Here is a 23,528-nt window from a genome sequence, read left to right as displayed (position 1 = left end):
TCCGCTGCTTCCTTCGGGGATCTGAAGGAAGCGCTGGAACCGTCCCTTTTCTTTCTTTTTATAGAGGCGAATTTTTTTTGTGAAATGTTGCATTTGACATCTTTACATTTGTATGCAGCAGGAGTATAGTAGGGAACAGTTTCAAATTTCTGTATCGCTGAAAACCGTATGGTGCGGGGGACCCGTTTTTTGGGGTGAATCCTTTTTAGGTAGGGCTACTCATGGCCCGAATCCGTCAGCTAACCTCGCAAGCGTTATTGGGAAGGAAGATGAAGCTTGTCCGATAGGTGTCGGCAGGCCTGTTTTTAGATGGCTTGCGGGCATTTTTTTGTGGTGTTTTTTGCCTTGAGCAAAAAACAATTCTTTCATACTACTATACCGGCGGTGACGATAGATGAAGTCTTCCATAAAACGTTTTTTGATAGGCAGGCCCTTGAAGTCTAATGAACTTGGCGAGCAAAAGCTGAATAAAACCAAAGCGCTCGCGATTCTTTCTTCGGATGCCCTGTCTTCCGTGGCATACGGCCCGGAACAAATCCTGCTCGTCCTTGCGACGGTCGGAGCCGCGGCCTATTGGTATTCGCTCCCGATTGCCATTGGCGTCCTGATTCTTTTGCTTGCGCTGATCCTTTCGTATCGGCAAATCATCTATGCCTATCCGCATGGCGGCGGGGCTTATGTTGTTTCAAAAGAGAATCTCGGCGTAAATTACGGCTTGGTTGCGGGCGGATCACTCCTCGTAGACTATATTTTGACCGTTGCTGTAAGTGTGTCCGCTGGAACGGATGCGATTACTTCGGCATTTCCGAGCCTGCATTCTTACAATGTTTTGATTGCTGTAGTGTTTGTTCTATTCATTACAACTTTGAATCTGAGGGGGGTAACGGAATCGGCGTCGCTCCTTGCTTATCCTGTATACCTGTTCGTGTTTGCGCTGTTTATCCTGATCGGGACGGGAATGGTGAAAATCGTCACCGGACAGGTTCCGGCTGACTTGCATCCATCGATTGGAACGCCGGTCGCCGGTATTTCCCTGTTTCTGCTGCTCCGGGCCTTCGCGTCGGGGAGCTCGGCTTTGACAGGCGTTGAAGCCATCTCGAATGCAATCCCGAACTTCAAGGATCCGGCTCCTAAAAACGCGGCGAAAACACTTGCCGCGATGGGAACCCTGCTTGCAATCTTATTTGCAGGCATTGTCCTGCTTGCTTATTTCAACGGTATATCACCAAATGAAAAGGAAACGGTTGTTTCGCAAATCGCTGAGACCGTGTTTGGACGCAATGTGTTTTATTACTTTATCCAGTTTACAACAGCTTTGATTTTAGTATTGGCGGCCAATACAGGATATTCTGCCTTTCCGCTGCTGGCTGTGAACCTTGCAAAAGATAAATTCATTCCGCGTATGTTCACGATTCGCGGAGATAGGCTCGGCTATTCCAACGGCATTATCACTCTTGGCGTTGCCTCCATATTGCTGATCATTATTTTTGGCGGGCACACGGAAAATTTAATCCCGCTTTATGCGGTTGGCGTCTTCATTCCATTCACCCTTTCGCAGACCGGGATGATTTTAAAGTGGATGAAGGAGAAGCCGGCGGGCTGGAGATGGAAGCTTGCCATCAATGCGACTGGCGCGGCCATTTCCTGTATCGTATCCTTGATGTTCTTTTTGACAAAATTCACCCAGGTCTGGTCTGTTCTAGTCTTTCTGCCTATGATTATCTTTATCTTTCACCGGATTAGAAAACACTACGAAGGCGTTGCGGACCAACTGCGGATTTCGTCCTGTGAGGCGGCTCCGCCGATTGAAGGGAATGTGATGATTATCCCTGTCGCTGGCATTACGCATGTCGTCGAGAACTCGCTGAACTACGCGAAATCTTTGAAAGCCCAACAAATTATCGCGGTTTACGTTGCATTCGACCGGGAGGAAGAGAAACGATTTGTTGAGAAGTGGGAAAAGTGGCAGCCCGGTGTCCGGCTAGTCACGCTCCATTCACAATACCGGAGCATCATTCAGCCGCTCACCAAATTCGTCGACATCGTCGAACACAAGGCAAAAGAAAATAACTATCGCGTCACTGTCGTCATCCCGCAATTCATTCCAAAAGTAGGCTGGCACAACATCCTTCACAACCAATCCAGCTTTCTTATTAGAGCCTTCCTGCTCTACAGGCGTGACGTCATCGTCACTACCGTCCCATATCATTTGAAAAAGTGAGGCAAGGGGACGGTTCCGTGCTGTTCATTCATGTTCCGAATGAAGCGCTGGAACCGTCCTTTTCTTATTGTTTCAGCTGTTCTCATCGCGGGAATGATATAGGGTAGACGTATTTTGGGAGGGTTGTGTATGCTGACGTTTATTCCGAGCCGGGATGAGCGGACGATCGCGGTGGAGTTTAGCGGGGCGGCGACGAGGGAGGATGCCGTACGGCTGGAGCAGTATGTGAGGAGTACTTTTGGCGAAGAGCGCGAGTTTAACATTTTTGCGAGAATGCATGAGGTGGATGGGACGACGCTGATGGGGCTTGCTTATGGGATGAAGTTTGATGCGCAGCGTTGGAGCCAGTTCCGGAAGTTCGCGGTCGTAACGGACCTGAAATGGCTTGAGGCTGTGACCGATCTTGGCAAATTCCTGCCTGGACTGGAAGCGAGGCATTTTTCCAGCGAAGAAGAAGCAGCAGCATGGGCCTGGATTAAGGAATGAGGATAAACTGCAATGTACGCTGGCGGCAGGCCGGCTTTTTTTATGGTTAGGGAAGCAAATATACTCAATTTCATCCCTTGATACCAATGGAAGTAATGATTGCCAAATGCGCCTTAATTCTCGATAAATGTAAGTACTACTGATATAGTAATATATAGAAAACAGAACGGGAGATTGACAGAAAGTAGGGTTGGCTGTGACATTTAAAAAGAAACAATTCCTCGGGCTTGGTTTGACGCTCTTTTTCCTCGTGGTCATGTTATTTGCTATATTATCCCTGACAGGGAAAATCAAGACGAACATGCTCGAAATAGTCGAGGATCGATATTATAAGGTGAATAAAGCAATGGAAATCCGCCAGTCTGTGCTTATTACAGACAGGGAGATTGTCCATCTTATCCAGGATAAAAAACGGATGGATCCAAAAGAAGTGATTGCCACCCTTCAGGAAAACGAGAAATTAATCCGCGGGGATATTCTTGAGTTGGAGGGCATTCTAAACCAGCCTAAATCGAAGGTGCTCCTGAAGGAAATCGATTCCGCCTATGAGGATTATTCCGAAATGGAAGCACAGCTGATTGCAGGCATGGACAGGAATTTGGAGCCAATGAAACTCCGGGATATTTACTATGGGGCGGAAACCGAGAAGGATTTGCTTTTGCAAAAAGTAAATGAATTTAAAGCCTACCAGGAAAGCCTCATGAACCAGTCGCTGAAGGCGGCCAACAATGCATATGACCAATTGTTCGTGGCTCTGTTCATCTCGGTTGCCCTTGCCATCGCCCTGATTACCGGAGTGACGCTCTGGCTCATCAGAAGTACAAGCAGGAACCTTGAGGCGGTAGCCGATGGCATTAATAAAGTCGATTATAATAATCTAGCCGAGATTCCGCGGGTGAACGTCGAAGCGAAGGACGAAATCGGCCAAATTGCCGCCGCTTTCAACTCGATGGCTGCATCCCTTGAAACCTTTTATAAGAAAGAAAAAGATTACACTGCGGAAATTTCCGAGCAAAACTGGGTCCAGACCCAATCAGCTGAACTTATTAATCTTTATCATAAAAGCACGGAAGTTGAATCGCTTGGCGAGCAGCTAATGTCAAAATTGGCCCCCGCAGTCGGTGCCAGCCTTGGCGCGTTTTATGTGATGGAGAACCAATCTCTGAAAAAGGTTGCCTCCTATGCGGATGGAGGCGGCAGTCCGGGCAAGGACGATATTGCCCTCCGTGAAGGACTTGCCGGCCAGTGCGCCGTGAAAAAGGAACCAATCTACATTGAAAATGTACCTGAAGATTACACTGTCATCTCAACAGGGCTCGGAATGATGAGGCCAAGAAGCATCCTCATTGCGCCGGTCACCGTGAAGGATGAAACGGTAGCTGTCATTGAGCTTGCTTCATTGGAGCCGTTCACTTCCGCTCAAAAGCAGCTAGCCAAAAAGGTTTTTGAAACACTTGGCATCGCAATCATGAACACTCTCGGGCGGATGGAGATTGAACGCCTTCTCCTTGAATCCCAGGCTCAGGCAGAGGAACTTCAATCCCAGTCTGAGGAGCTCCAGGCGCAATCGGAAGAGCTGCAGACCCAGGCTGAGGAATTGCGGATGATTAACGAGCAGCTTGAAGAGCGCACGAAGGATGCGGAAATGAAGTCCTCTGAATTACTAGGCGCCAAGGAACAGCTTGAGGAAAAGGCGAAACAGCTACAGCTCAGCTCAAAATATAAATCTGAATTCCTGGCGAATATGTCCCATGAACTACGGACTCCGCTTAACAGCATCTTGCTCCTTTCCGAAATGATGGGCGAGGATCCGGATGAGAACCTGACGGACGAGCAGAAGGATTTTGCAAAAGTCATCCATACGTCCGGACAGGATTTGCTAAATCTAATTAACGATATACTTGACCTTTCCAAAGTTGAGGTCGGGAAACTCGAAGTCGTTTTCGACGGAGTGAACATCGCAGATTTCGGTGGAAGGCTCGAGCATTTATTCACCCACCATGCCGTCCGCAAAGGGCTTGGTTTTATGGTGGAAATCGAGGATGATCTTCCGGATCTGTTCTATACTGACGAACAGCGCCTTCAGCAGATTGTGAAAAACCTGCTGTCGAACGCGTTTAAATTCACAGAAAACGGGGCTGTCATCGCAAGCATCACACGGGCGGAGCCGGACGAAATACCTGCCGATCCAATCTCGGATACATGGGTTAAAATTTCTGTCAGCGACACAGGCATCGGTATCGCCGAAAACCAACAGGAATTGATCTTTGAAGCGTTTCAGCAGGTTGATGGTGCAACGATGAGAAAGTACGGCGGCACCGGGCTCGGCCTGTCAATTTCGAGTGAATTCGCGCGCCTGCTTGGCGGAAAAGTCATGGTTGAAAGCAAGGAAGGCGAGGGAAGCACCTTTACGCTCCTCGTTCCAAGCTTGCCGAATGGCTTGCGTGCTTCGGAACAAGTGACCGCCCATGAGCGTGAAGGAGCGAAGCTTGGCACTGCCGGCAGAGGAAACCCGATTGATGTGGCAAGTGTGGAAGTGGCCGCCGGGACATCGACAGCGGTGGAAGATACCGGGACAGCCATTTCCAGAAGCGGCGGATTTACAGCTGCCGCCCGTGTTGGCGGGGAAGGCATATTGGATGATGTGCCATTCAGCAACCTGCGCGGCAAAACCGTTGTGATTACAGACGACGACCACCGCAATATTTACGCACTTGAAAAAGCTCTCCAGAAGGAAGGCATGACGGTCATTTCCGCTGAAAACGGGATGGAATGCCTTGAAATCCTGCAGACGACCGATCATGTCGACATCGTTTTGATGGATATTATGATGCCGGTCATGGATGGCTATGAGACGATGAAACACATCAGGGAAATGGACCGTTACGGTGACATCCCGATTATTGCCCTGACCGCGAAAGCAATGAAAGGCGATAAAGAGAAATGCCTTGAAGCAGGGGCATCGGATTATATAAGCAAGCCGTTGAAAATGGACCAGCTGTTTTCAGCAATGAGGGTTTGGCTTGCGAGATAAATGTTTGTAATGATTAATAAAAGCCGGTCTATGCCTGTTGTATCAGGCTAACGGCCGGCTTTTCGTGTGAAGAAAGGCGCCCGCCAGATAGAGGAGGAGCATTTTTGCAAAAGGAAGAACTTGAACTGGAATTATTGCTGCTGGCCGTGTATAGGCTGTCAGGCTTCGATTTTCGGCAATATATGAATTCTTCAATCATGCGCCGCGTCCAAAACAGGCTCCGGCTTGAACAGCTGCCGGGCATTTCGCGACTGACAGAGAGGGTTATTGAAGACGAAACGCTTTTAAAGAAATTGCTCGACGATTTTTCCATTAACGTTACGGAAATGTTCCGCGACCCCGGCTTTTTCGCCTCTTTCCGCAAAAATGTCATCCCTCATCTAAAGGGGCTCCCGCAAATCCGCATCTGGCATGCCGGCTGCTCGACGGGCGAGGAAGCCTATTCGATGGCGATTTTGCTTAAGGAGGAAGGCCTTGCGGACAAGGTGAAAATCTATGCGACCGATATGAGCGAGAAAGTCCTTCAGGCCGCTGAAAAAGGCATCATCCCGCTGTCAAAAATGCAGGACTACACTAAGAATTATCTGCAGGCGGGCGGGGTCCGCTCCTTTTCTGAATACTATACAGCTGACAGCCACTTCGCGACTCTTGACCCGTCGCTGAGGGAGAAGATTATTTTTGCCCAGCACAACTTGGTAACAGACGGATCCTTTAACGAATTCCACGTTGTGATTTGCCGGAACGTCCTCATTTATTTCAATCAGGAACTGCAGCAGCATGTGCTGAGGTTGATTGATGGGAGCCTGAGCCAGGGAGGGTTTCTCGGCCTCGGCAGCAAGGAAGCAATCCGGACCGAATCCCACCCGCACTTTGTGGAATTCGATGCTTCAGAGAAAATTTATCGGAAGATGCTGAAATAGTTGTGATGTACGCACCGCTTGAACTGGCGGTGCGCTTTTTTTTGATTGGAGGAGGAAGGGGGACGGATTCGGTCTCGGTCCGAGGAAAAGTAGGACTGCGGTCGATGATGGGTGTTCTATTCGACCGTAGCCGAGAAAAAGTAGAGTTGCAGTCGCTGATAAGCGTTCTATTCGACCGTAGCAGAGGAAAAGTAGAGCAGCGGTCGATGATGGGCGTTCTATTCGACCGTACTGGTAGAAAAGTAGGGCTGCGGTCGTTGATAATCGTTCTATTCGACCGTAGCCGTGAAAAAGTAGAGCAGCGGTCGATGACAGTTGTTCTATTCGACCGTAGCCGAGGAAAAGTAGAGTTGCGGTCGATGATAAGCGTTCTATTCGACCGTACTGGTAGAAAAGTAGGGCTGTGGTCGTTGATAAGCGTTCTATTCGACCGTAGCCGTGAAAAAGTAGAGCTGCGGTCGTTGATAAGCGTTCTATTCGACCGCAGCCGAGGAAAAGTAGAGTTGCGGTCGATGACGGTCGTTCTATTCGACCGTAGCCGTAGTAAAGTAGAGTTGCGGTCGATGACGGTCGTTCTATTCGACCGTAGCCGTAGAAAAGTAGATTTGCGGTCGATGATGGACGTTCTATTCGACCGTACCGCCCAAAAAGCCGGCATGCGGTCGAATAGAAATCTTCAACATGCAAAAAAAAGCCTGGATTCCAGTATCCAGGCCCTTCATTTTATAAAAGCCATTCAATCAACTACGTCGCCCGAATGAGTACAACACACATGTCATCATCCGCCGCTGTTTGCTGTTCGTCGGAAAGCAGCAAGTCGATTGGTTCGCGTTCGAGCATATCGGCCCAATCCGCCGCCGCGGCACTCTTTAAATCATCCATGCCGGCAAGGCCGGTCTTTTCCGCAGTTTCCGGCACTCCATCTGTAAACAGGAGCAGCTGGGCGGATTCTTCATATGTAATCACTTTTTTCTCGACTTTAATGGAGTCGAAAAAACCGACCGCGCATGTCGTCGACCCGATTTCGGCAAGCTGCCGGCCGTCGATAAACGCATAGCCTGACGGGTGGCCGGCATTCACGTATTCGATCGTTTTTTTGCCGGCGTCAATGACTGAATAAACGGCAGTAAAATAATAAGGTATAGGCTGTTTTCTGTTGTTAAGCGAACTCATCCAGCGGTTCAACTCGCGGATCACATGCTCGGGGTCGGGATTCGCCCTGATCAGATCCCGGAGCACCGACGAGATGAACATGCAGACGAGCGAGGCAGATATCCCGTGGCCCATCATATCAAGCAAAATAACCGCATAGCGGTTTTCATCAATCTTGTGCCAGTAATACAAGTCGCCGGCCAGTGTGTTTGCCGGCAAATAGGAGGCCTTGATTGTGAGCCGCGGGTCATTTACCGGCTCACTCAGCAGGCTCTTCTGCACCTGCATGGATAGATCCAGCTCATTGCGGATTTTTTCATCCTGTTTCTTATGCCAGTCTTTTTCATATTTCAGCCGCAGCACGACGCGAATCCGGGCCAACAGCTCCGTCTTGTTGATTGGTTTCATCACATAGTCCATGCCGCCGACATCAAGCGCTTCGGCCACCTTATTCGAATCCTCAAGCGCCGTGACGAAAATGACAGGGATGTCCCGTGTATGAGGAGTCTCCTGTAACTTCCGGCAGGCTACAATTCCATCGATTTCCGGCATCATTATATCCATCAGAATTAAATCAGCGGGACGCTCAACGGGATGCGGGCTATCAATTTGCAAATAATCGAACATTTCGCGCGCCGACAAAAAGGACAGGTAATTATCGTATCCTGCCCGCTTTAAGATCTTTTCTATCAAAAATAGATTCACTTGATTATCATCAACAATCAATATTGCCATAATCCTACCCCTTCGGCTTCTCCACCACTAAAATACTCTTTCTGTATTTACTCACATCCTTAAACATTACCCTTTTTTGCAAAAGAAAAACCTTAACCCCTTCTTATTTTAGAAGAAAGTTTAACTATATAGGTTGAAATAAAGATTGGTACTCAAGTGGTAGCGCTGTGGTTGATTTCCACTCCGGGCATTTCGCTTTCCGCGGGGCGCCAGTAGAGCCTCCTCGTCGCGTTGCTCCTGTGGGGTCTCCACTTGCCGCACTATCCCGCAGGAGTCTCCATGCCTGAGCTCCAATCAACCAGCTATTCAAATTATAAAAGTGCAATTATTGAGTTCAACCTATATAGAATAGGGGGTGCCTGGAATTCAAGCGCGATACAAATAGTTCAGTGCTGGCGCTAGATTTCCTGGAGAGAGTCCATCCTTATCCTATTATGGTACTTTTTTCTTTTTGACAGCAAGGAATATGCAGTGTATAGTTGATTCGTAGTTGTCGCTTTATTGCTTAAAAGCGTCTAAGTAAAAAAGTAATAATGTTATACTTGAATATTTTTTGCCTGCAGTTTTAGTAGGAGTGTCATGGGCAGCAAGAAGAGACCGGACGGCTGGTGAAAGTCCGGGCAATGAAACTCCGAAATACACCTGCTTTAAGAGGGCAATTTTTGCAAAGAGGGCAGGAACGATCCTGTCAACTAGGGTGGTACCGCGGAGCTTTTTCGTCCCTAATGGCGAAAGGGCTTTTTGTGGTTCACCCTTTTCTTGTCGGGGAATGAGCCCCGCAAAGGAAGGTTTACTATATTCAACGATTATTTGGAGGAGTTTTCATGTTACAGAATCAAGAGAAGCTTGCCATTAAGCCGGCGGAAGCAGCGATTGTCACTCTCGTTTTAATGGGCTTGATTGGCTATATGATCATTGGGATGGAGGTTGTCCCGCAAATTGCCATCATTTCCGGGATCGCCCTTTTGCTCGGATATGGGGCTGTGAAAAGAGTTAGTTTCAAGGAGCTTGAAAGTGCGATGGCGGAAGGAGCCAAGTCGGGCATTGGTGCGGTGATGATTTTCTTTTTTATCGGAATGCTCATCAGCAGCTGGATGGCGGGCGGGACGATTCCGACATTCATTTATCTTGCGACCGATCTTGTTTCAGGCAAGTTTTACTATGCGATTGTTTTCGCGGTCACCTCAATTATCGGCATGAGCATCGGCAGCTCGCTGACAACAGCGGCAACACTCGGTGTCGCCTTTGTCGGAGCAAGCACGGCACTCGGCATTTCACCCGCCATCACAGCAGGCGCGGTTGTGTCCGGAGCGTTTTTCGGTGATAAAATGTCGCCGTTATCCGATACGACCAATCTCGCTGCAAGTGTGGCCGGGGCGGACTTATTCGAACATATTAAAAATATGGCCTGGACAACGATTCCAGCTTTCATTCTGTCATTTATCGGCTACATGATCATTTCACCGGCCGACACCGGAGAGGGTATCAGCCAGATGGCCATGATTAAAAACGAATTGCTGGAATTGAATCTCGTTCATTGGTACTCGCTCATTCCGTTTTTCGTCCTGGCTATTCTCGCGGCAAAAAAAGTCTCCGCGATTGCAACCTTGTCAGCCGGAACGATATCAGCGCTGGCCATTTCCTTCGTCATCCAGGATGGCTTTGGCGGCAAGGCAGCGTTGGCCCTCCTATATTCCGGCTATAAGTCAGGCAGCAAGGTAGAGGAAGTGGAGTCAATGCTCTCACGCGGAGGAATTGAAAGCATGATGTTCAGCATCTCGGTCATCCTGCTGGCGCTCAGCATGGGCGGGCTCCTTTTCAGGCTTGGCATCATCCCGGCGCTTTTATCCGCCGTCCAGAAATTCCTTGTCCGCGTATCCTTACTCATTAGCGCGACGGCCGGAATGGCGATCGCCGTGAATTTTATGCTTGGCGAGCAATACTTGTCGATCCTCTTGCCGGGGAACGCATTCAAGGAGCATTTCCAAAAAGCAGGCCTCGAACCGAAGCATCTCTCACGTGTGCTTGAGGACGCCGGGACAGTCGTCAACCCGCTTGTGCCATGGAGCGTCTGCGGTGTTTTTATCGCCTCAGTCCTTGGCGTGCCGGTAGCGGATTACTTCTTATTCGCCTTTTTCTGTCTGCTTTCTCCGTTCATCACCATTTTTTACGGCTTTACCGGCTTCACCCTGCCAAAACAGGCCCGCTGATAAGAAGCGCCTTGTCTCGGCGAGGGCTGAAAAGGGCTACTCATAAAGGGCAAAAGAAACAGCCTGGACCGAATTTTTTTCATTCGTGTCCAGGCTGTTTTTTAATCAAAAGAAGCCGAAAACTCATTTCGCCTCTTTTAATAGCTTATCCATTATATCCTCGTCCATCGGCCCAACGTACTTCTTGGTAATGATTCCGTCAGGGCTGATAATATAGCTTGTCGGAATCGTCAGCGCCTGATATTCCGTGCCAACTTTGTTTTTCTCATCGAGCGCAATCGGGAACGTCAGCCCGTAGTCCTTTACAAACTGGTCAATGGCATCCCGGCCTTTATCAAGAGCGGTCAGATTGACAGCGAGGATGGTCATGTCTTTGTCTTTGTTTTTCTCATAATATTTTTGCATATGGGGCATTTCTGCCTTGCACGGCGGACACCATGTCGCCCAGAAATTCAGGATGACCTTTTGGCCGCGGTAATCGGATAGCTTGACTGTTTCGCCAGATGCCAGCCCGAGCTCGAAATCAGGAGCCATGTTTCCTTCGGCAATCCCGATCACTGCCGCGGCTGGAGCGGCTTTTTTATCTTTTTTGTCTCCAAAGGAAATGCCTGGCTTCCAGACGTTTACAATGATAACCGCCAGGGCGAGAACCAGGACTGCTCCTGCAAAAAATTTCTTATTCACGAGATACTCCCTCCTTCTTTAAGTATGCCATCATCACGATGAAAAGTCCCACGGAGAGAATCGCGAGGCTTCCCTGGCCAAAGAGGCCGCCGAACAGACTCAATCCTAAAACCTCCGCCATCGCCAGCAAAATAAATACCTGTATATCCAATTTTTTCTGCCGATTTACCATGACTAGTGTGCCCGCCAGCAGTAAAAAATACACGATGGACGCCGGCCAGGCTTTTGCCATGAGTGTGCCAGCTGTTAGCCATGTAAGAAAAAACTGATGGAATAGTGCCAGTCCTTCTGTTCTTGGATGGAACGCTCCCGTTGTGGTCTGGCGGTAAAGGTAAACAAGAACCGCACCAAGGGCTAAAACCATTCCCTTGCTGCCGCCGTCAAAATAAATGAGTGAGAACGGGGATTTTATGAACGTTCCCCAATTGAAAAGGAAGTAGCTTATTTTTGCCGTCAGAAAGAAATAGAAAAGCGCATTCCAGAACCAGTCGCCGGTCTTTTTTCCTGAGACGGCCTTATGTAAAAGCGGTGCCAGGACAGCGGCTGCGACTGTTGCCGCGACATCAACAGACAGCGACACTTTACCAAGTGTAATAAAATCCATAAATTCCTCCAAAAGAAATAAGTTACTCTTAGTTTACCCTACGGGGTATATGATGGTAAAATATAAAAGACTGGAAAGCAAAAAGTACAGACTTTGGCGTGCAGGAATCGTGCTCCTGGTTTTAAGTTAAACATATATCGGGGCAAGAGGAGGGAACTTTTTTGCAAAAAGACCTGGAAAAACAAAATGATTGCGCGACAACCGGCTCCTGAGGCATTTCTCCTGGGAAAGCATCCGGTTCGGATGTTAAAAAAAGCAAATGGGCCATTCCAATATGACCTGGCACATTCGTCTGGCTCCTGGCAGGAGTCGTTTACATGATTTATCGTCTATTTTCTTAAAACAGATGGCCTCCGGAAAACCGGGGGCCATCTTAAATAATGTAATGTCTGGTATAAACGAACTAACCTACTAATTGTAAAAACGCCCAGCCTATGAGGAAAAGGAAGCCGATAGCTCCTGTGAATAGTGTAATGGCTTTACGATTTTCCTTCTTTTCCAACAGCTGATAATCCCTATAACTAATTTCACCCTTCGCAAATCTCAATCCATTCTCCGTGGGATCAACCTCATAAACGTTTCCTTCAGTATCTTGGAGGACGACTCTTTTGATAAAGCCGGCCTGATGGAGGAAGCTAGCTCCAAGGTTCACCCGTTGCCCGTTATGGTAAACAAAAGCTACCGGAGTAAAGATGGTATTAAGCCGGATTTCATCACTGAGCTTATTCGTTTGTATCTCAAGCACATTATTGGAAACACACATCATCTCCACCTCATCATCAGGATATTTGGTTTGGAACAATGAGTGAGTGTACTTACAGTAAGATTATCATAATCAGAAAAAAAGGACCGGAAATGGGACCTTCCACACATTGCCGGTTTCTCTTTAGATATAATGAAAGAAAGAATGGTTTGGCAGGTATTCTCATAATTTTATAAAAAAGTTGATTGAGGGAGAACTCATGGATAAAAAAATAAAACTAGCCGTGAATGGCGGGATAGGCTTTGGTGCGAAGCTTACAGCCAGGCAGCTTGTTACACTTGCGAAATATCTTGGGGAAAACGAGGAACTGGAACTGACCACCTTCCAGCAGCTGTATATTGAAATCCCGGAGGATGGGAAGGAAGAGATAATAAAGGAATTTGAGGCTGTCGGCCTAAGCTGTTATCCGGTAGGGAACTATGTGAAAAGCCTGAGGACGTGTAATTTTTGCAAGGGGGAACTAGAGGAAGGGATGCCGGTTGCGATTGAGCTAAATAAGCGGATTGCGGGAATGCCAGTCCCTTTCACCCTGAAACCCGCCTATACCGGCTGTCCGGTTGGCTGCGGGGAGCCGCTGGTTAATGATATTGGCGTCATGAAGGTTAATGACCATTACAACCTTTATATTGGCGGTAAATCGAAGGGAGCGGATGCCGAAGCGGGAACATTGTTCAAGGAACGATTGGATCCGGATGAACTATTTGATGCGGTCGAAAATCTGCTTAATATCTATGGATCGCTCGGCAAAAAAAGGGAGGCATTCCCTAAGTTCCTGAAGCGAATCGGAATAGAGGAGCTTTCCCGCCTAGTACAGGAAAAGACCTCCTGATTGTCTATAAGAATGAAAACCCGGCCAAAAGCCGGGTTTTTAACTGAAGTTATTTAGTGGGGGAGAGCTCGCTTTCCGTTACCCATTTATGGTTGGTCACTTTTTCCCCGCCCGTCGTCGGAGTGTAATCAACCATATACACCGTCGTTTTTTCAGCTGATTCGATCGTTGCGGTTGCTCCTTTCATCCCCTTCATGTGGTCCGCGGTCATTTTTGCTTCGTCCCCCGGTTTCAGAGGTTCATTACCGGGATTTTCAAGTTCTTCATGGATGACCCATTTATGGCCTGTCACCTTTTTGCCGCCAGTAGTCGGAGTATAGGAAACTACATAAGCTGTTGTGTCAAAAGCACCGGAAATGGTTGCTACCGCTCCATTCATCCCTGGCATATGGTCTGTGTTGATAACCGCTTTGCTTCCAACCTTGTATTTTGGGTTGGCCGCTTCCTTCAAACCAGCCGGGACTTCGCCGGATCCTGAATGCTCCATCCCCTCATGGCTTCCGGAGGTTTTCTCCGAAGTGGGCGGTTGTTTTGTTTTATCCTTGGCCGATTGATCATTCTGTCCTCCGCATGCCGACAGGGCCAGCATGAGAAAAAGTGAGACAATTCCTTTTAGAAACCTTTTTCCTTCAAACATTATACTTCATCCTTTCCTTTCTATGTAATCTTCTTCCAAAACTTTTCTTGCATAGGAATTCTGCCTTTTTTACATTCCCTTCCCCAAGTGATTTATTCTTCTTTTAATTTTGGAAACTCCTTTTTAAGGTTGGTTCAGTTAAAGGTAATTGTTAATTATCAATAAGTTGATTGGAACGGAGGGGACTGACTCCGGCGGGATGAAGCGGCACGTGGAGACCCCACAGGCGTCCAGGACGAAGAGGAGGCTCCACAACGGATGCTCCTGCGCCACAGACTATTCAAAGGAGCGAATCTTCAGCTCGTCGCAAAGCTGCACGAAGCCAATTCATGGATGTTTCTCATGAAGTTGGTGGAGGTATATGCTTCGCCCCGCGGAAAGCATGTCCCCGGAGTGGAAATCAACAATCAAAGATAACAGAGCATTAATTTGTGCGCGGTTTATGCACATTTTTTTATAAGATTGGAAATAGACAATTACTTTATATGGGAAAAATATTAAGGGGATAATTGTCAAATTTTGTACACAATTAATAATATAAGATACTTGATATACCATATGGGGGTATGTTAAATTGAAATCAGGAGGCGATGGAATGAATCTTTTAAATCCTGAAGAGCAGGTGTCTGCTAAAGCACCCAGCGAAGCCGATCTTGAGGAGAAACGCGTGGCTGAACTTGGAAATTGCGAAGATCAATGTTGTCATGAAGGTTCTGCCCGGAAAAGCCATCATTCGGAGGAAACGAAACGCAAGTTGGTTTCGCGGCTGAACCGGATTGAGGGACAAATTCGCGGGATCAAGGGCCTGATTGAAAAGGATACGTATTGCGATGATGTCATTACGCAGATTTCCGCAACCCAGGCCGCACTTAATTCCGTCGCAAAACTTCTTTTTGAAGGCCATATGAAAAGCTGTATCGTTGAACGGATTCAGGAAGGCGATGATGAAGTGATTGACGAACTGCTGGTGACCATTCAAAGAATGATGAAAAAATAACGCCAGGTAATTGCCGGCGGGAAGTAAATTTATTTTAAATCCGAAAGGGGAACTTTCTAATGGAAAAAGCTCTATTGAATGTTGAAGGCATGTCTTGCGGCCATTGCGTAAAAGCGGTTGAAGGAAGCGTCGGTAAGCTGGATGGCGTCGAGCGCGTCCTGGTTGACTTGAAGGAGAAAACAGTCGCAGTTGAATATAAAAATGATGCGGTATCCCTTGATAAAATTAAGGAAACAATCGAAGACCAGGGATATGACGTAGTGTAAGGATAAGACTGGGGGAACCTCGTGCGGAGTTTACCAGTGGAAGGCGCGTGCCCGGACTGAACTGGCACGTTCCTTTTTTAAACAAAATATACCCCGTATGGGTATAAAGGAGTTGAGCAGAAATGAGTCAGGCGACAGCAGCATCAAAAGCGCAAAAAGAAACGACGATGCAAATTACAGGGATGACATGCGCGGCCTGCGCTGTTCGGATTGAAAAAGGGCTGAAAAGGATGGACGGAGTCGGAGAGGCGAATGTCAATCTCGCCCTTGAGCGCGCAGCAGTAAAATTCGACCCGGCTGTCACGAATGTTGAAGCCCTCGAAAAGAAGGTCCGTGACCTCGGATATGATGTTATCGCTGAGAAAAAGGAATTCGATATTACCGGCATGACGTGTGCTGCCTGTTCAACAAGGATAGAAAAAGGCCTGAACAGGATGGAAGGCGTGGCGAAAGCGTCCGTCAATCTGGCGCTTGAAAAAGCGTCCGTTGAATACAATCCATCTGTCCTGTCCGAACGGGATATCATTAAAAAGGTCGAAGCACTCGGTTACGGGGCTATTTTGAAAGAAGAAAAAAGCAGTGAAGAAACAGCGGATCACCGCCAGCGGGAAATCAAGAGGCAGACGAATAAGTTCATCTTCTCGCTGATTCTCTCATTGCCGCTCCTTTGGTCGATGGTGGGCCATTTCTCGTTTACTTCGTTCATATATGTGCCGGATGCGTTCATGAATCCGTGGGTGCAGTTTTTGTTGGCAACGCCTGTCCAATTTTACATCGGGGGCCAATTTTACGTGGGGGCCTATAAAGCTTTAAAAAACGGCAGCGCGAACATGGATGTACTCGTCGCGCTCGGTACATCGGCCGCCTATTTTTACAGTCTTTATCAGTCAATCGCGTCACTCGGAAACAGCACGCACATGCCAGAGCTTTATTTTGAGACGAGTGCGGTCCTGATTACGCTTATCCTCCTCGGCAAGCTGTTCGAGGCCAAAGCAAAAGGAAGGTCCTCAGAAGCGATTAAAAAGCTGATGGGCCTCCAGGCAAAGACAGCGATTGTTGAGCGGAATGGCGCGGAAGTAGTGGTGCCGCTTGAGGATGTGCTCGTCGGTGACATTATCCACGTGAAGCCAGGTGAGAAAATCCCTGTTGATGGCAAAATTGTTGAGGGCCAGTCGGCAATCGACGAATCGATGCTGACCGGGGAAAGCGTCCCTGTCGACAAAACGGTTGGCGACGGAGTCATTGGCGCGACAATTAACAAAAACGGCTTTATCAAAATAGAAGCAACAAAGGTTGGTAAGGACACCGCGCTTGCGCAGATTATTAAAGTGGTGGAAGAGGCGCAAGGTTCGAAGGCGCCAATTCAGCGGCTCGCCGACAAAATTTCCGGGATTTTCGTGCCGGTTGTTGTCGGGATCGCGGTTTTGACGTTTCTGATCTGGTACTTCTGGGCTTCGCCAGGCAATTTTGCCGAGGCGCTTGAAAATATGATTGCCGTCCTGGTTATCGCCTGCCCATGCGCCCTTGGCCTCGCGACGCCGACTTCGATTATGGCTGGTTCTGGCCGGGCGGCGGAATATGGAATCCTTTTTAAAGGCGGCGAACATCTGGAACAGACCCATCGGATTACAACCGTGGTTTTAGACAAAACCGGGACGGTGACGAACGGGGAACCGGTTTTGACAGATGTCATTGGGGCCGGGGTGGTGGAAGAATCGGAACTGCTTACGCTTGTAGGCTCTGCTGAAAAACAGTCCGAACATCCGCTGGCCCAGGCGATCGTCCGGGGCATCCAGGAAAAAGGGATCGGGTTGCAGCCGGTAGAATCGTTTGAAGCCATACCGGGATATGGAATTAAGGCTGCAGTTGGCGGACGCGAGCTGCTCGCGGGAACCCGAAAGCTGATGGCGAAATTCAACGTCAGTGTGGAGGCCGCTTTTGCAAAAATGGAAGAGCTTGAACGGGAAGGCAAAACAGCGATGCTGATTGCTGTCGATGGGCAATATGCTGGCATTGTCGCGGTTGCCGATACGATTAAGGATACATCGAAAGCAGCTGTCAGGAGGCTGAAGGATCTCGGGCTTGAAGTCATCATGATTACCGGTGATAACAAGCAGACCGCCTTGGCGATTGCGGCCGAAGCAGGCATCGACAATGTCATCGCTGAAGTCCTGCCTGAGGGCAAAGCGGAAGAAGTGAAGAAGCTTCAGGCTGCCGGCAAAAAAGTCGCCATGGTCGGAGATGGAATCAATGACGCGCCTGCGCTTGCCATTGCCGATATCGGCATGGCCATCGGCACCGGGACAGATGTCGCGATGGAAGCGGCGGACATTACACTAATCCGCGGCGACTTGAACAGCATTGCGGATGCCATTTTCATGAGCAAGCTGACGATCCGAAACATCAAACAAAACCTGTTCTGGGCATTCGGTTACAATACGCTGGGCATCCCGGTCGCGGCGCTTGGCTTTCTCGCACCGTGGCTCGCGGGAGCGGCAATGGCGTTCAGCTCGGTTTCAGTTGTGCTGAATGCGTTAAGGCTGCAGAAGGTAAAACTGTAATAATAAAGCTAATTCAGTGGGGAGCCCTTTCCCCTCTGGATTGGCTCTTTTTGTGGGCAAAATCGGCCTTGGAGTCATTGGCGGAAGGGACCTAATCCCAAATTAGCCACAACTCTTAGTTAAAAAAATTATCCGTTTAAACAAAACCGTCAGGGGTAACAGAAAAAAGCAGGAAAAAAAGGAGGTGGAAGAATGAAGAACCAGATGTATCAAGAGTGTATTGAAGCGTGTATTGCGTGCATGGAAGCATGCAATACGTGTTACGACGCCTGCCTGCGCGAGGAGGATGTCAAGATGATGGCTGATTGTATCCGGACAGACAGGGAGTGCGCGGATATTTGTGCTTTCGCGGTGAAGGCCATGCAGTCCAATTCGCCTTTTGCAAAACAAGTTTGCGCCTTGTGCGCCGAAATTTGCGAGGCTTGCGGCGAGGAGTGCCAGAAGCATAGCCATGACCATTGTCAAAAATGCGCCGAGGCTTGCTTCCGCTGCGCTGAAGTTTGCAGGAAGATGGCAGCTTGATAAATAAAAAAGCATTCGCGGCCGAATCGTTGCGAATGCTTTTTGGTGTGGTTTCAAGATTACTTGGATGGGACAGGGGTTGGAGTCCCTTCGCCATAAGATGAATAGTGGTCAACGATTTTTTCGTGGATTTCTTTGAGATCTTTGCCGTTTTGTTTCATCATTACCGCCTCCCGGGCGATATTCACACAGATGTCTCACGATATTCCATGTTGATCCCATTCAGTTACAGTGCTGCCGTCCATGCCGGCAACAAAGCAGTCAAGGTTGCTTTCATGCCCGGATTCGGCCCCGCAGCCGCAATAACACGGAACGGATTCAAGCACTTCCGGATATTCCCCGGCCAGCACATAGGTTTCCTGGACCTTCTTTGAGGACTGAGTGACAAAATCGGGCAATGCCGCGTGCTTCGGATCGAGCTTCACGCTTTCGGTATCCAAAGAGTTGCAGGCTGAAATGACCCCGATGGCAAGAATTGCAATAATCAGGAGCAAGAATCTTGATCGTTTCATACGCTTCTCCTTTTGTAAGTAGTAGTGATGGGGGCAACGTGCGTTTTTTTGCTATAACTAAGCACGGTACTAGCCGTATGACTATATATTGAAGGAGAAATGTGCAGAAAGTATCGAGAAACAGTTAACGAATTTCGAACAATCCGGGTTTGTTCTTTTATGTGCTGGAGGAGCCTAGGCTAAACGCCCGTAAACGAGAAAAGTTGTCTGCCCGGTCGAATAGAAGCAGTCTAAACGCCCGTAGCGGTGAAAAATTGCTCGTCCGGTCGAATAGAACGAGTCTAAACGCCCGTAGCAAGTAAAAATCGCTGGCGCGGTCGAATAGAACGAGTCTAAACGCCCGTAGCGAGTAAAAATCGCTGGTGCGGTCGAATAGAACGAGTCTAAACACCCGCAGCGTGGAAAAATCGTTCGGCCGGTCGAATAGAACGAGTCTAAACACCCGCAGCGTGGAAAAATCGTTCGTCCGGTCGAATAGAACGAGTCTAAACGCCCGTAGCGAGGAAAAATCGCTGGTGCGGTCGAATAGAATCCGGGCTCAACGCCCGCAACCAATAAAAATCACCTGTCCGGTCGAATAGAATCTTAAATAATCATCACAACATTAACTGAGCTACGCTTTGCCGTCCGCCGTTTCGTTTGCAAAACAAAAGCCCCTCCATGGTGGAGAGGCTGCATTTAGCTTATTTGGATGGTACAGGTGTTGGAGTTCCTTCTCCGTAGGAGGAGTATTCATCAACAATTGCTTCGTGGATTTCCTTCAGGCCTTTACCGTCTTGCTTCATTTGTACCGCCTCCCGGGCGATATTGACACAAATGTCTCAAGCGGTGCCGTGGTCATCCCACTCGGTTATAGCGTTTTTATCTCCGATGCCTTTTACGAAACAATCAAGGTTGCTTTTATGGCCCGCGCCGACGCCGCAGCTGCAATAGCATGGTACTGATGCAAGGACTTCAGGATATTCCGAAGCCATTACATATGTTTCCTGCACCTTTTCCGGGGTTGCCAGGACATAATCAGGCAATGCGGCATGCTTTGGATCAAGCTTGAGCTCATCGGTCTTTGCCGAGTTTGAGCTGCAGGCCGAAATGATGCCGATGGCCAAAATCGCCAGCATGAGCAGCAAAAGTTTAGTATACTTCATAGCCTTCTCCCTCTCACATTAATCCCGCCAATCAAGAGCGGTTCGCCCTCGTTGACGGAAGGCTTATTTATAACCTTATTTTAACAAGGAATCGATGGTGGAAACCTTCCTTATTTCAAACGTTTTGTGACAGCAATTGGGTGTAAAGAATATGAATCCGTGCCAATAGGCCTGGAAGAAAGCGTCCTGCAAGGGTGCCAGCCACGAGGCTGTTTTTTTTGACAAGAGGTTGGGTATTATAACAATATTTACGGAATGCAGAGGGGGATTGCATCATGGATTTTACGCCGCAACAACGGGTAGAACTGCATGGTTTCAATAATTTGACGAAGTCGCTGAGTTTCAATATGTACGATATTTGTTATACGCAGACGAAGGAAGAGCGGGAGGCCTATATTGAGTATATTGATGAGCGGTATAATGCGGATCGGCTGACGAGGATTCTGAAACAAGTTGCCGATATCATTGGCGCAAATGTCCTGAATGTGGCGAAGCAGGATTATGTGCCACAAGGAGCGAGTGTCACAATGCTAGTGTCGGAAGGGCCGGTTGTTGAGGTGCCGACCGAAGTTTTCGAGGAATCGCCAGGACCGCTGCCAAGCAATGTGACGATTGCGCTCGACAAAAGCCATATCACCGTTCACACGTATCCGGAGTATCACCCTGACGAAGGGATCAGCACATTCCGCGCCGATATTGATGTTTCAACTTGCGGGGAAATTTCGCCGCTGAAGGCGCTCAACTATTTAATCCATTCATTTGAGACGGACGTGATGACGATGGATTACCGGGTCCGCGGATTCACGCGTGACAAGGAAGGCTACAAACTGTTCATCGACCATGAAATTTCTTCAATCCAGAATTACATCCCAGATGAAGTCATTGACCGCTATCAGATGATTGACGTGAACGTGTACCAGGAACATATTTTCCATACGAAATGTAAGCTCCGCGATTTTGATTTGAACAATTACTTGTTTGGTTACACAAAGGAAAAACTGACCGAGGATCAACGCCAGGAGATTGAGGAAAGCATCAAATGGGAAATGGACGAAATTTTTTATGGCAAAAATATGTACCAAGGCAGTTTTGATAAAAATGCGGCGAAAGCGTTTCGTGATAACCTTGAATCTGAAGTGCAAAAGAAAAAGACCGATTCGGAGCCTGAATAAAGGTTCCGGACCGGTCTTTTTCTTCTTTGGAAAGAGGCAGTTATACGTTTGGCGAATGGGTTCCGTGCCGCGTTGGCCTATTCGGAATCCCTTTCAGCCACTCCAAGGTAATCGGTCAGTGACGTCACTTCAATTTCACGGCCGTCTTTGCTGTAAACCGTCATGGCGCCCTCCTGCGTTACCTGTTTCCAGCCGGCCAGCTTGATTCTAAGGAGGTAGGTGATAGGCAGGCCGTTTTCCTCTGAAGCATGGGACCAATCATAGGTTGTGACCTTGCTTTTTTCATTGGCCACCTTTGCGAACCTTGGGACCGGGAAACCCTCGAATTTATCAGGCTTTTTGTAAGGCAGGAATAGAAACGAATAAAGGAGGACCGTGGCAACGGTAATAATCAACATCGGCTTCCTGGCAGATTTTTTGCTTATGTTCATCCCTCCTGCAAAAAAGAACTCTCTTAATTTTACCACAAAAATCCAACGTTCATGCCTCGTTTTTTGAAATTTCAAATTAATTATCCCTTTTTAGCGAAAGTATGAATATGCTCCGTCATGGCTAAGATGATATGTAGTTTTTGGAAAATACTTTTGCCAAATGGAGCTGAGGGGAAGATGCAAACGGAAGTGAAAAATAAAGTAAGTGCAAGCCTTGAAGCGAATGCGGCATTTTTGAAAAATGAGCTCGGGGTGGGGAAGAGTTTCGATGTCATTCATTTGGAAGTGGAGTACGCCGGCCGCAAAATGGCATTGTTCATGATTGACGGGCTTGTAAAGGATGATATGCTCCATCTGCTTTTGAAATTCATGGCTAACTTGAAGCAGGAGCAGCTCAAGGATGTAACAATTAAAGAAATGATGAAAACGTATATACCGTACATCGAACTGGATTCGACTGCTGACCTTGACAAGGCAGTCGATACCGTTCTGGCTGGTCCGACTGCGCTCGTCGTGGATGGGGAAGAGGAAATCATTCTGATAGATGCCCGGACATACCCGGTCAGGGGGCCGGAAGAACCGGATACGGAGCGGGTTGTCCGAGGTTCCCGGGATGGCTTTGTTGAAACGATTGTCTTTAATACGGCCCTGATCAGGCGCCGTGTCCGCGATAGGACGCTCAGAATGGAGTATATCCAGGCAGGGCGGCGTTCCAAGACCGATATGATTCTTTGTTATATAGACGACATCGCTGACAATGATTTGGTTATCTCAATAAAGGATAAGCTGTCCTCGATTGATACCGATGGCCTGCCGATGGCTGAGAAAACAGTCGAAGAATTCATAACCGGCAAGCACTGGAACCCGTTTCCCGCTGTCCGCTATACAGAGCGGCCCGACACCGCGGCGGTCCATTTATATGAAGGTCATGTGTGCGTCATCGTCGATGGATCGCCGAGTGTCATCATTACGCCAACAACGTACTGGGATCATCTTCAGCATGCCGAGGAGTACCGGAACAAGCCACTGGTCGGCGCCTATTTGCGGATGGTGAGGTTTGTCGCGGTATGGGCGTCCCTTTTCCTGTTGCCGCTTTGGTATCTGCTTGTCATTGATCCGAGCCTTGTCCCGGAGAATATGAAATTTATCGGGCCGAATGATCCAGGCAAAATCCCTCTGTTCCTCCAGTTTTTCATTGTGGAAATTGGGATTGATATGCTGCGGATGGCGGCCATCCATACGCCGACCTCGCTCGCGACTGCGCTGGGACTCGTTGCTGCGTTAATGATTGGGCAGGTTGCTGTTGAGGTCGGGCTGCTGACAAATGAAGTTATCCTTTATTTGGCGCTCGCCGCGATTGGCACTTTTTCGACGCCCAGCTATGAACTGAGCCTGGCGAACCGGCTGATCCGCCTGTTTCTGCTGATTACGACTTCGCTGTTCCATACACTCGGCCTCGTCGTCGGTTTCGCACTCGTTGTCTTGTATCTCTCCCGGATGAAAAGCTTCGGCGTCCCATACTTATGGCCATTCATCCCTTTTGACGCGAAAGCCTTCAAGCATGTGCTGATCCGGACGCCGATTCCCCACAAGAACAGGCGGCCAAAGATTCTGCAGCCGAAGGATCCTGATCGGTAAAAAATCGTT

At 48.4% G+C, this 23,528-nt stretch carries 22 protein-coding genes and 1 riboswitch; of the genes, 14 read left to right on the top strand and 8 right to left on the bottom strand.

Annotated elements, in window-relative coordinates:
• Positions 1–145 precede the first annotated feature (145 nt).
• Positions 146–269, top strand: a riboswitch (cyclic di-AMP (ydaO/yuaA leader).
• A gap of 125 nt (positions 270–394) precedes the next feature.
• The 5 genes from BN1002_RS18895 (at position 395) to BN1002_RS18875 (ending at position 7,422) form a co-directional block, all read left to right on the top strand.
• Entirely contained in the window at positions 395–2,221 is a 1,827-nt protein-coding gene (locus BN1002_RS18895) for an APC family permease (RefSeq protein WP_048827071.1), read from the top strand.
• Positions 2,222–2,350: 129 nt separating this feature from the next.
• Positions 2,351–2,707, top strand: a complete 357-nt coding sequence (locus tag BN1002_RS18890) for a SpoIIAA family protein (RefSeq protein ID WP_048827070.1) — start codon at positions 2,351–2,353, stop codon at positions 2,705–2,707.
• 196 nt (positions 2,708–2,903) lie between these two features.
• The gene (locus BN1002_RS18885) at positions 2,904–5,741 is read left to right on the top strand and encodes a hybrid sensor histidine kinase/response regulator (protein ID WP_048828064.1); all 2,838 of its coding nucleotides are present in this window, start codon (positions 2,904–2,906) and stop codon (positions 5,739–5,741) included.
• Between the two features lie 104 nt (positions 5,742–5,845).
• Positions 5,846–6,661: a CheR family methyltransferase gene (locus tag BN1002_RS18880; protein ID WP_048827069.1), complete on the top strand. Its 816-nt coding sequence runs from the start codon at positions 5,846–5,848 to the stop codon at positions 6,659–6,661.
• A 41-nt stretch (positions 6,662–6,702) separates the two neighbouring features.
• Entirely contained in the window at positions 6,703–7,422 is a 720-nt protein-coding gene (locus BN1002_RS18875) for a hypothetical protein (protein WP_148362823.1), read from the top strand.
• On the opposite strand, the gene BN1002_RS18870 is transcribed toward BN1002_RS18875, so the two are convergent.
• On the bottom strand, positions 7,406–8,548 hold the full coding sequence (locus tag BN1002_RS18870) for a PP2C family protein-serine/threonine phosphatase (protein ID WP_048827067.1): 1,143 nt from the start codon (positions 8,546–8,548) through the stop codon (positions 7,406–7,408). The genes BN1002_RS18875 and BN1002_RS18870 overlap by 17 nt on opposite strands.
• 824 nt (positions 8,549–9,372) lie before the next feature.
• On the opposite strand from BN1002_RS18870, the gene nhaC reads away from it, so the two are divergent.
• Complete coding sequence (nhaC, locus tag BN1002_RS18865; RefSeq protein WP_048827066.1) at positions 9,373–10,758, top strand: Na+/H+ antiporter NhaC; 1,386 nt, start codon at positions 9,373–9,375, stop codon at positions 10,756–10,758.
• A 123-nt stretch (positions 10,759–10,881) separates the two neighbouring features.
• On the opposite strand, the gene BN1002_RS18860 is transcribed toward nhaC, so the two are convergent.
• The 3 genes from BN1002_RS18860 to BN1002_RS18850 all read right to left on the bottom strand — a co-directional run bounded on the left by BN1002_RS18860 (position 10,882) and on the right by BN1002_RS18850 (position 12,848).
• Complete coding sequence (locus BN1002_RS18860; RefSeq protein ID WP_048827065.1) at positions 10,882–11,442, bottom strand: peroxiredoxin family protein; 561 nt, start codon at positions 11,440–11,442, stop codon at positions 10,882–10,884.
• A complete protein-coding gene (locus BN1002_RS18855; protein WP_048827064.1) occupies positions 11,435–12,046 on the bottom strand; it encodes a hypothetical protein in 612 nt (203 codons plus the stop codon). The genes BN1002_RS18860 and BN1002_RS18855 overlap by 8 nt, the downstream gene beginning before the upstream one ends.
• A 403-nt stretch (positions 12,047–12,449) precedes the next feature.
• Positions 12,450–12,848 (bottom strand): ABC-three component system middle component 8, encoded by a 399-nt coding sequence (locus tag BN1002_RS18850; RefSeq protein WP_148362822.1) that lies wholly within the window; start codon positions 12,846–12,848, stop codon positions 12,450–12,452.
• Positions 12,849–13,008: 160 nt separating this feature from the next.
• Here BN1002_RS18850 and BN1002_RS18845 point away from each other — a divergent pair, with 160 nt between their 5' ends.
• Positions 13,009–13,638 (top strand): NAD(P)/FAD-dependent oxidoreductase, encoded by a 630-nt coding sequence (locus BN1002_RS18845; RefSeq protein ID WP_048827062.1) that lies wholly within the window; start codon positions 13,009–13,011, stop codon positions 13,636–13,638.
• A 49-nt stretch (positions 13,639–13,687) separates the two neighbouring features.
• Here the strand turns inward: BN1002_RS18845 and BN1002_RS18840 are convergent, their stop codons facing one another.
• On the bottom strand, positions 13,688–14,275 hold the full coding sequence (locus BN1002_RS18840; RefSeq protein WP_048827061.1) for a YdhK family protein: 588 nt from the start codon (positions 14,273–14,275) through the stop codon (positions 13,688–13,690).
• Positions 14,276–14,533: 258 nt separating this feature from the next.
• On the opposite strand from BN1002_RS18840, the gene BN1002_RS23885 reads away from it, so the two are divergent.
• The 5 genes from BN1002_RS23885 to BN1002_RS18820 all read left to right on the top strand — a co-directional run bounded on the left by BN1002_RS23885 (position 14,534) and on the right by BN1002_RS18820 (position 18,621).
• Complete coding sequence (locus tag BN1002_RS23885) at positions 14,534–14,692, top strand: hypothetical protein (RefSeq protein ID WP_156129730.1); 159 nt, start codon at positions 14,534–14,536, stop codon at positions 14,690–14,692.
• 178 nt (positions 14,693–14,870) lie between these two features.
• Positions 14,871–15,272, top strand: a complete 402-nt coding sequence (locus BN1002_RS18835; protein ID WP_082036307.1) for a metal-sensitive transcriptional regulator — start codon at positions 14,871–14,873, stop codon at positions 15,270–15,272.
• Positions 15,273–15,331: 59 nt separating this feature from the next.
• On the top strand, positions 15,332–15,538 hold the full coding sequence (gene copZ, locus BN1002_RS18830) for a copper chaperone CopZ (protein ID WP_048827060.1): 207 nt from the start codon (positions 15,332–15,334) through the stop codon (positions 15,536–15,538).
• A gap of 122 nt (positions 15,539–15,660) precedes the next feature.
• Positions 15,661–18,099 (top strand): heavy metal translocating P-type ATPase, encoded by a 2,439-nt coding sequence (locus tag BN1002_RS18825; RefSeq protein ID WP_048827059.1) that lies wholly within the window; start codon positions 15,661–15,663, stop codon positions 18,097–18,099.
• A 192-nt stretch (positions 18,100–18,291) separates the two neighbouring features.
• The gene (locus BN1002_RS18820) at positions 18,292–18,621 is read left to right on the top strand and encodes a four-helix bundle copper-binding protein (protein WP_048827058.1); all 330 of its coding nucleotides are present in this window, start codon (positions 18,292–18,294) and stop codon (positions 18,619–18,621) included.
• 59 nt (positions 18,622–18,680) lie between these two features.
• On the opposite strand, the gene BN1002_RS18815 is transcribed toward BN1002_RS18820, so the two are convergent.
• Both BN1002_RS18815 and BN1002_RS24290 read right to left on the bottom strand, forming a co-directional pair.
• Positions 18,681–19,133 (bottom strand): PCYCGC motif-containing (lipo)protein, encoded by a 453-nt coding sequence (locus BN1002_RS18815; RefSeq protein ID WP_269429809.1) that lies wholly within the window; start codon positions 19,131–19,133, stop codon positions 18,681–18,683.
• A 683-nt stretch (positions 19,134–19,816) separates the two neighbouring features.
• Positions 19,817–20,278, bottom strand: coding sequence for a PCYCGC motif-containing (lipo)protein (locus tag BN1002_RS24290; RefSeq protein ID WP_442853401.1), 462 nt, complete (start codon positions 20,276–20,278; stop codon positions 19,817–19,819).
• A 275-nt stretch (positions 20,279–20,553) separates the two neighbouring features.
• Between BN1002_RS24290 and speD the strand changes: the two genes are divergently transcribed.
• Positions 20,554–21,450, top strand: a complete 897-nt coding sequence (speD, locus tag BN1002_RS18805) for an adenosylmethionine decarboxylase (RefSeq protein ID WP_082036305.1) — start codon at positions 20,554–20,556, stop codon at positions 21,448–21,450.
• 77 nt (positions 21,451–21,527) lie between these two features.
• Here speD and BN1002_RS18800 read toward each other — a convergent pair whose 3' ends face one another.
• On the bottom strand, positions 21,528–21,881 hold the full coding sequence (locus tag BN1002_RS18800) for a hypothetical protein (RefSeq protein WP_148362820.1): 354 nt from the start codon (positions 21,879–21,881) through the stop codon (positions 21,528–21,530).
• A gap of 177 nt (positions 21,882–22,058) precedes the next feature.
• On the opposite strand from BN1002_RS18800, the gene BN1002_RS18795 reads away from it, so the two are divergent.
• On the top strand, positions 22,059–23,519 hold the full coding sequence (locus tag BN1002_RS18795) for a spore germination protein (RefSeq protein ID WP_048827054.1): 1,461 nt from the start codon (positions 22,059–22,061) through the stop codon (positions 23,517–23,519).
• Positions 23,520–23,528: the final 9 nt, after the last annotated feature.

The sequence above is a fragment of the Bacillus sp. B-jedd genome (assembly GCF_000821085.1).
Taxonomy (GTDB): Bacteria; Bacillota; Bacilli; order Bacillales; family Cytobacillaceae; genus Bacillus_D.
The sequence above is the reverse complement of the archived record's forward strand: the minus strand, read 5'-3'. Positions and strand labels throughout refer to the sequence as shown.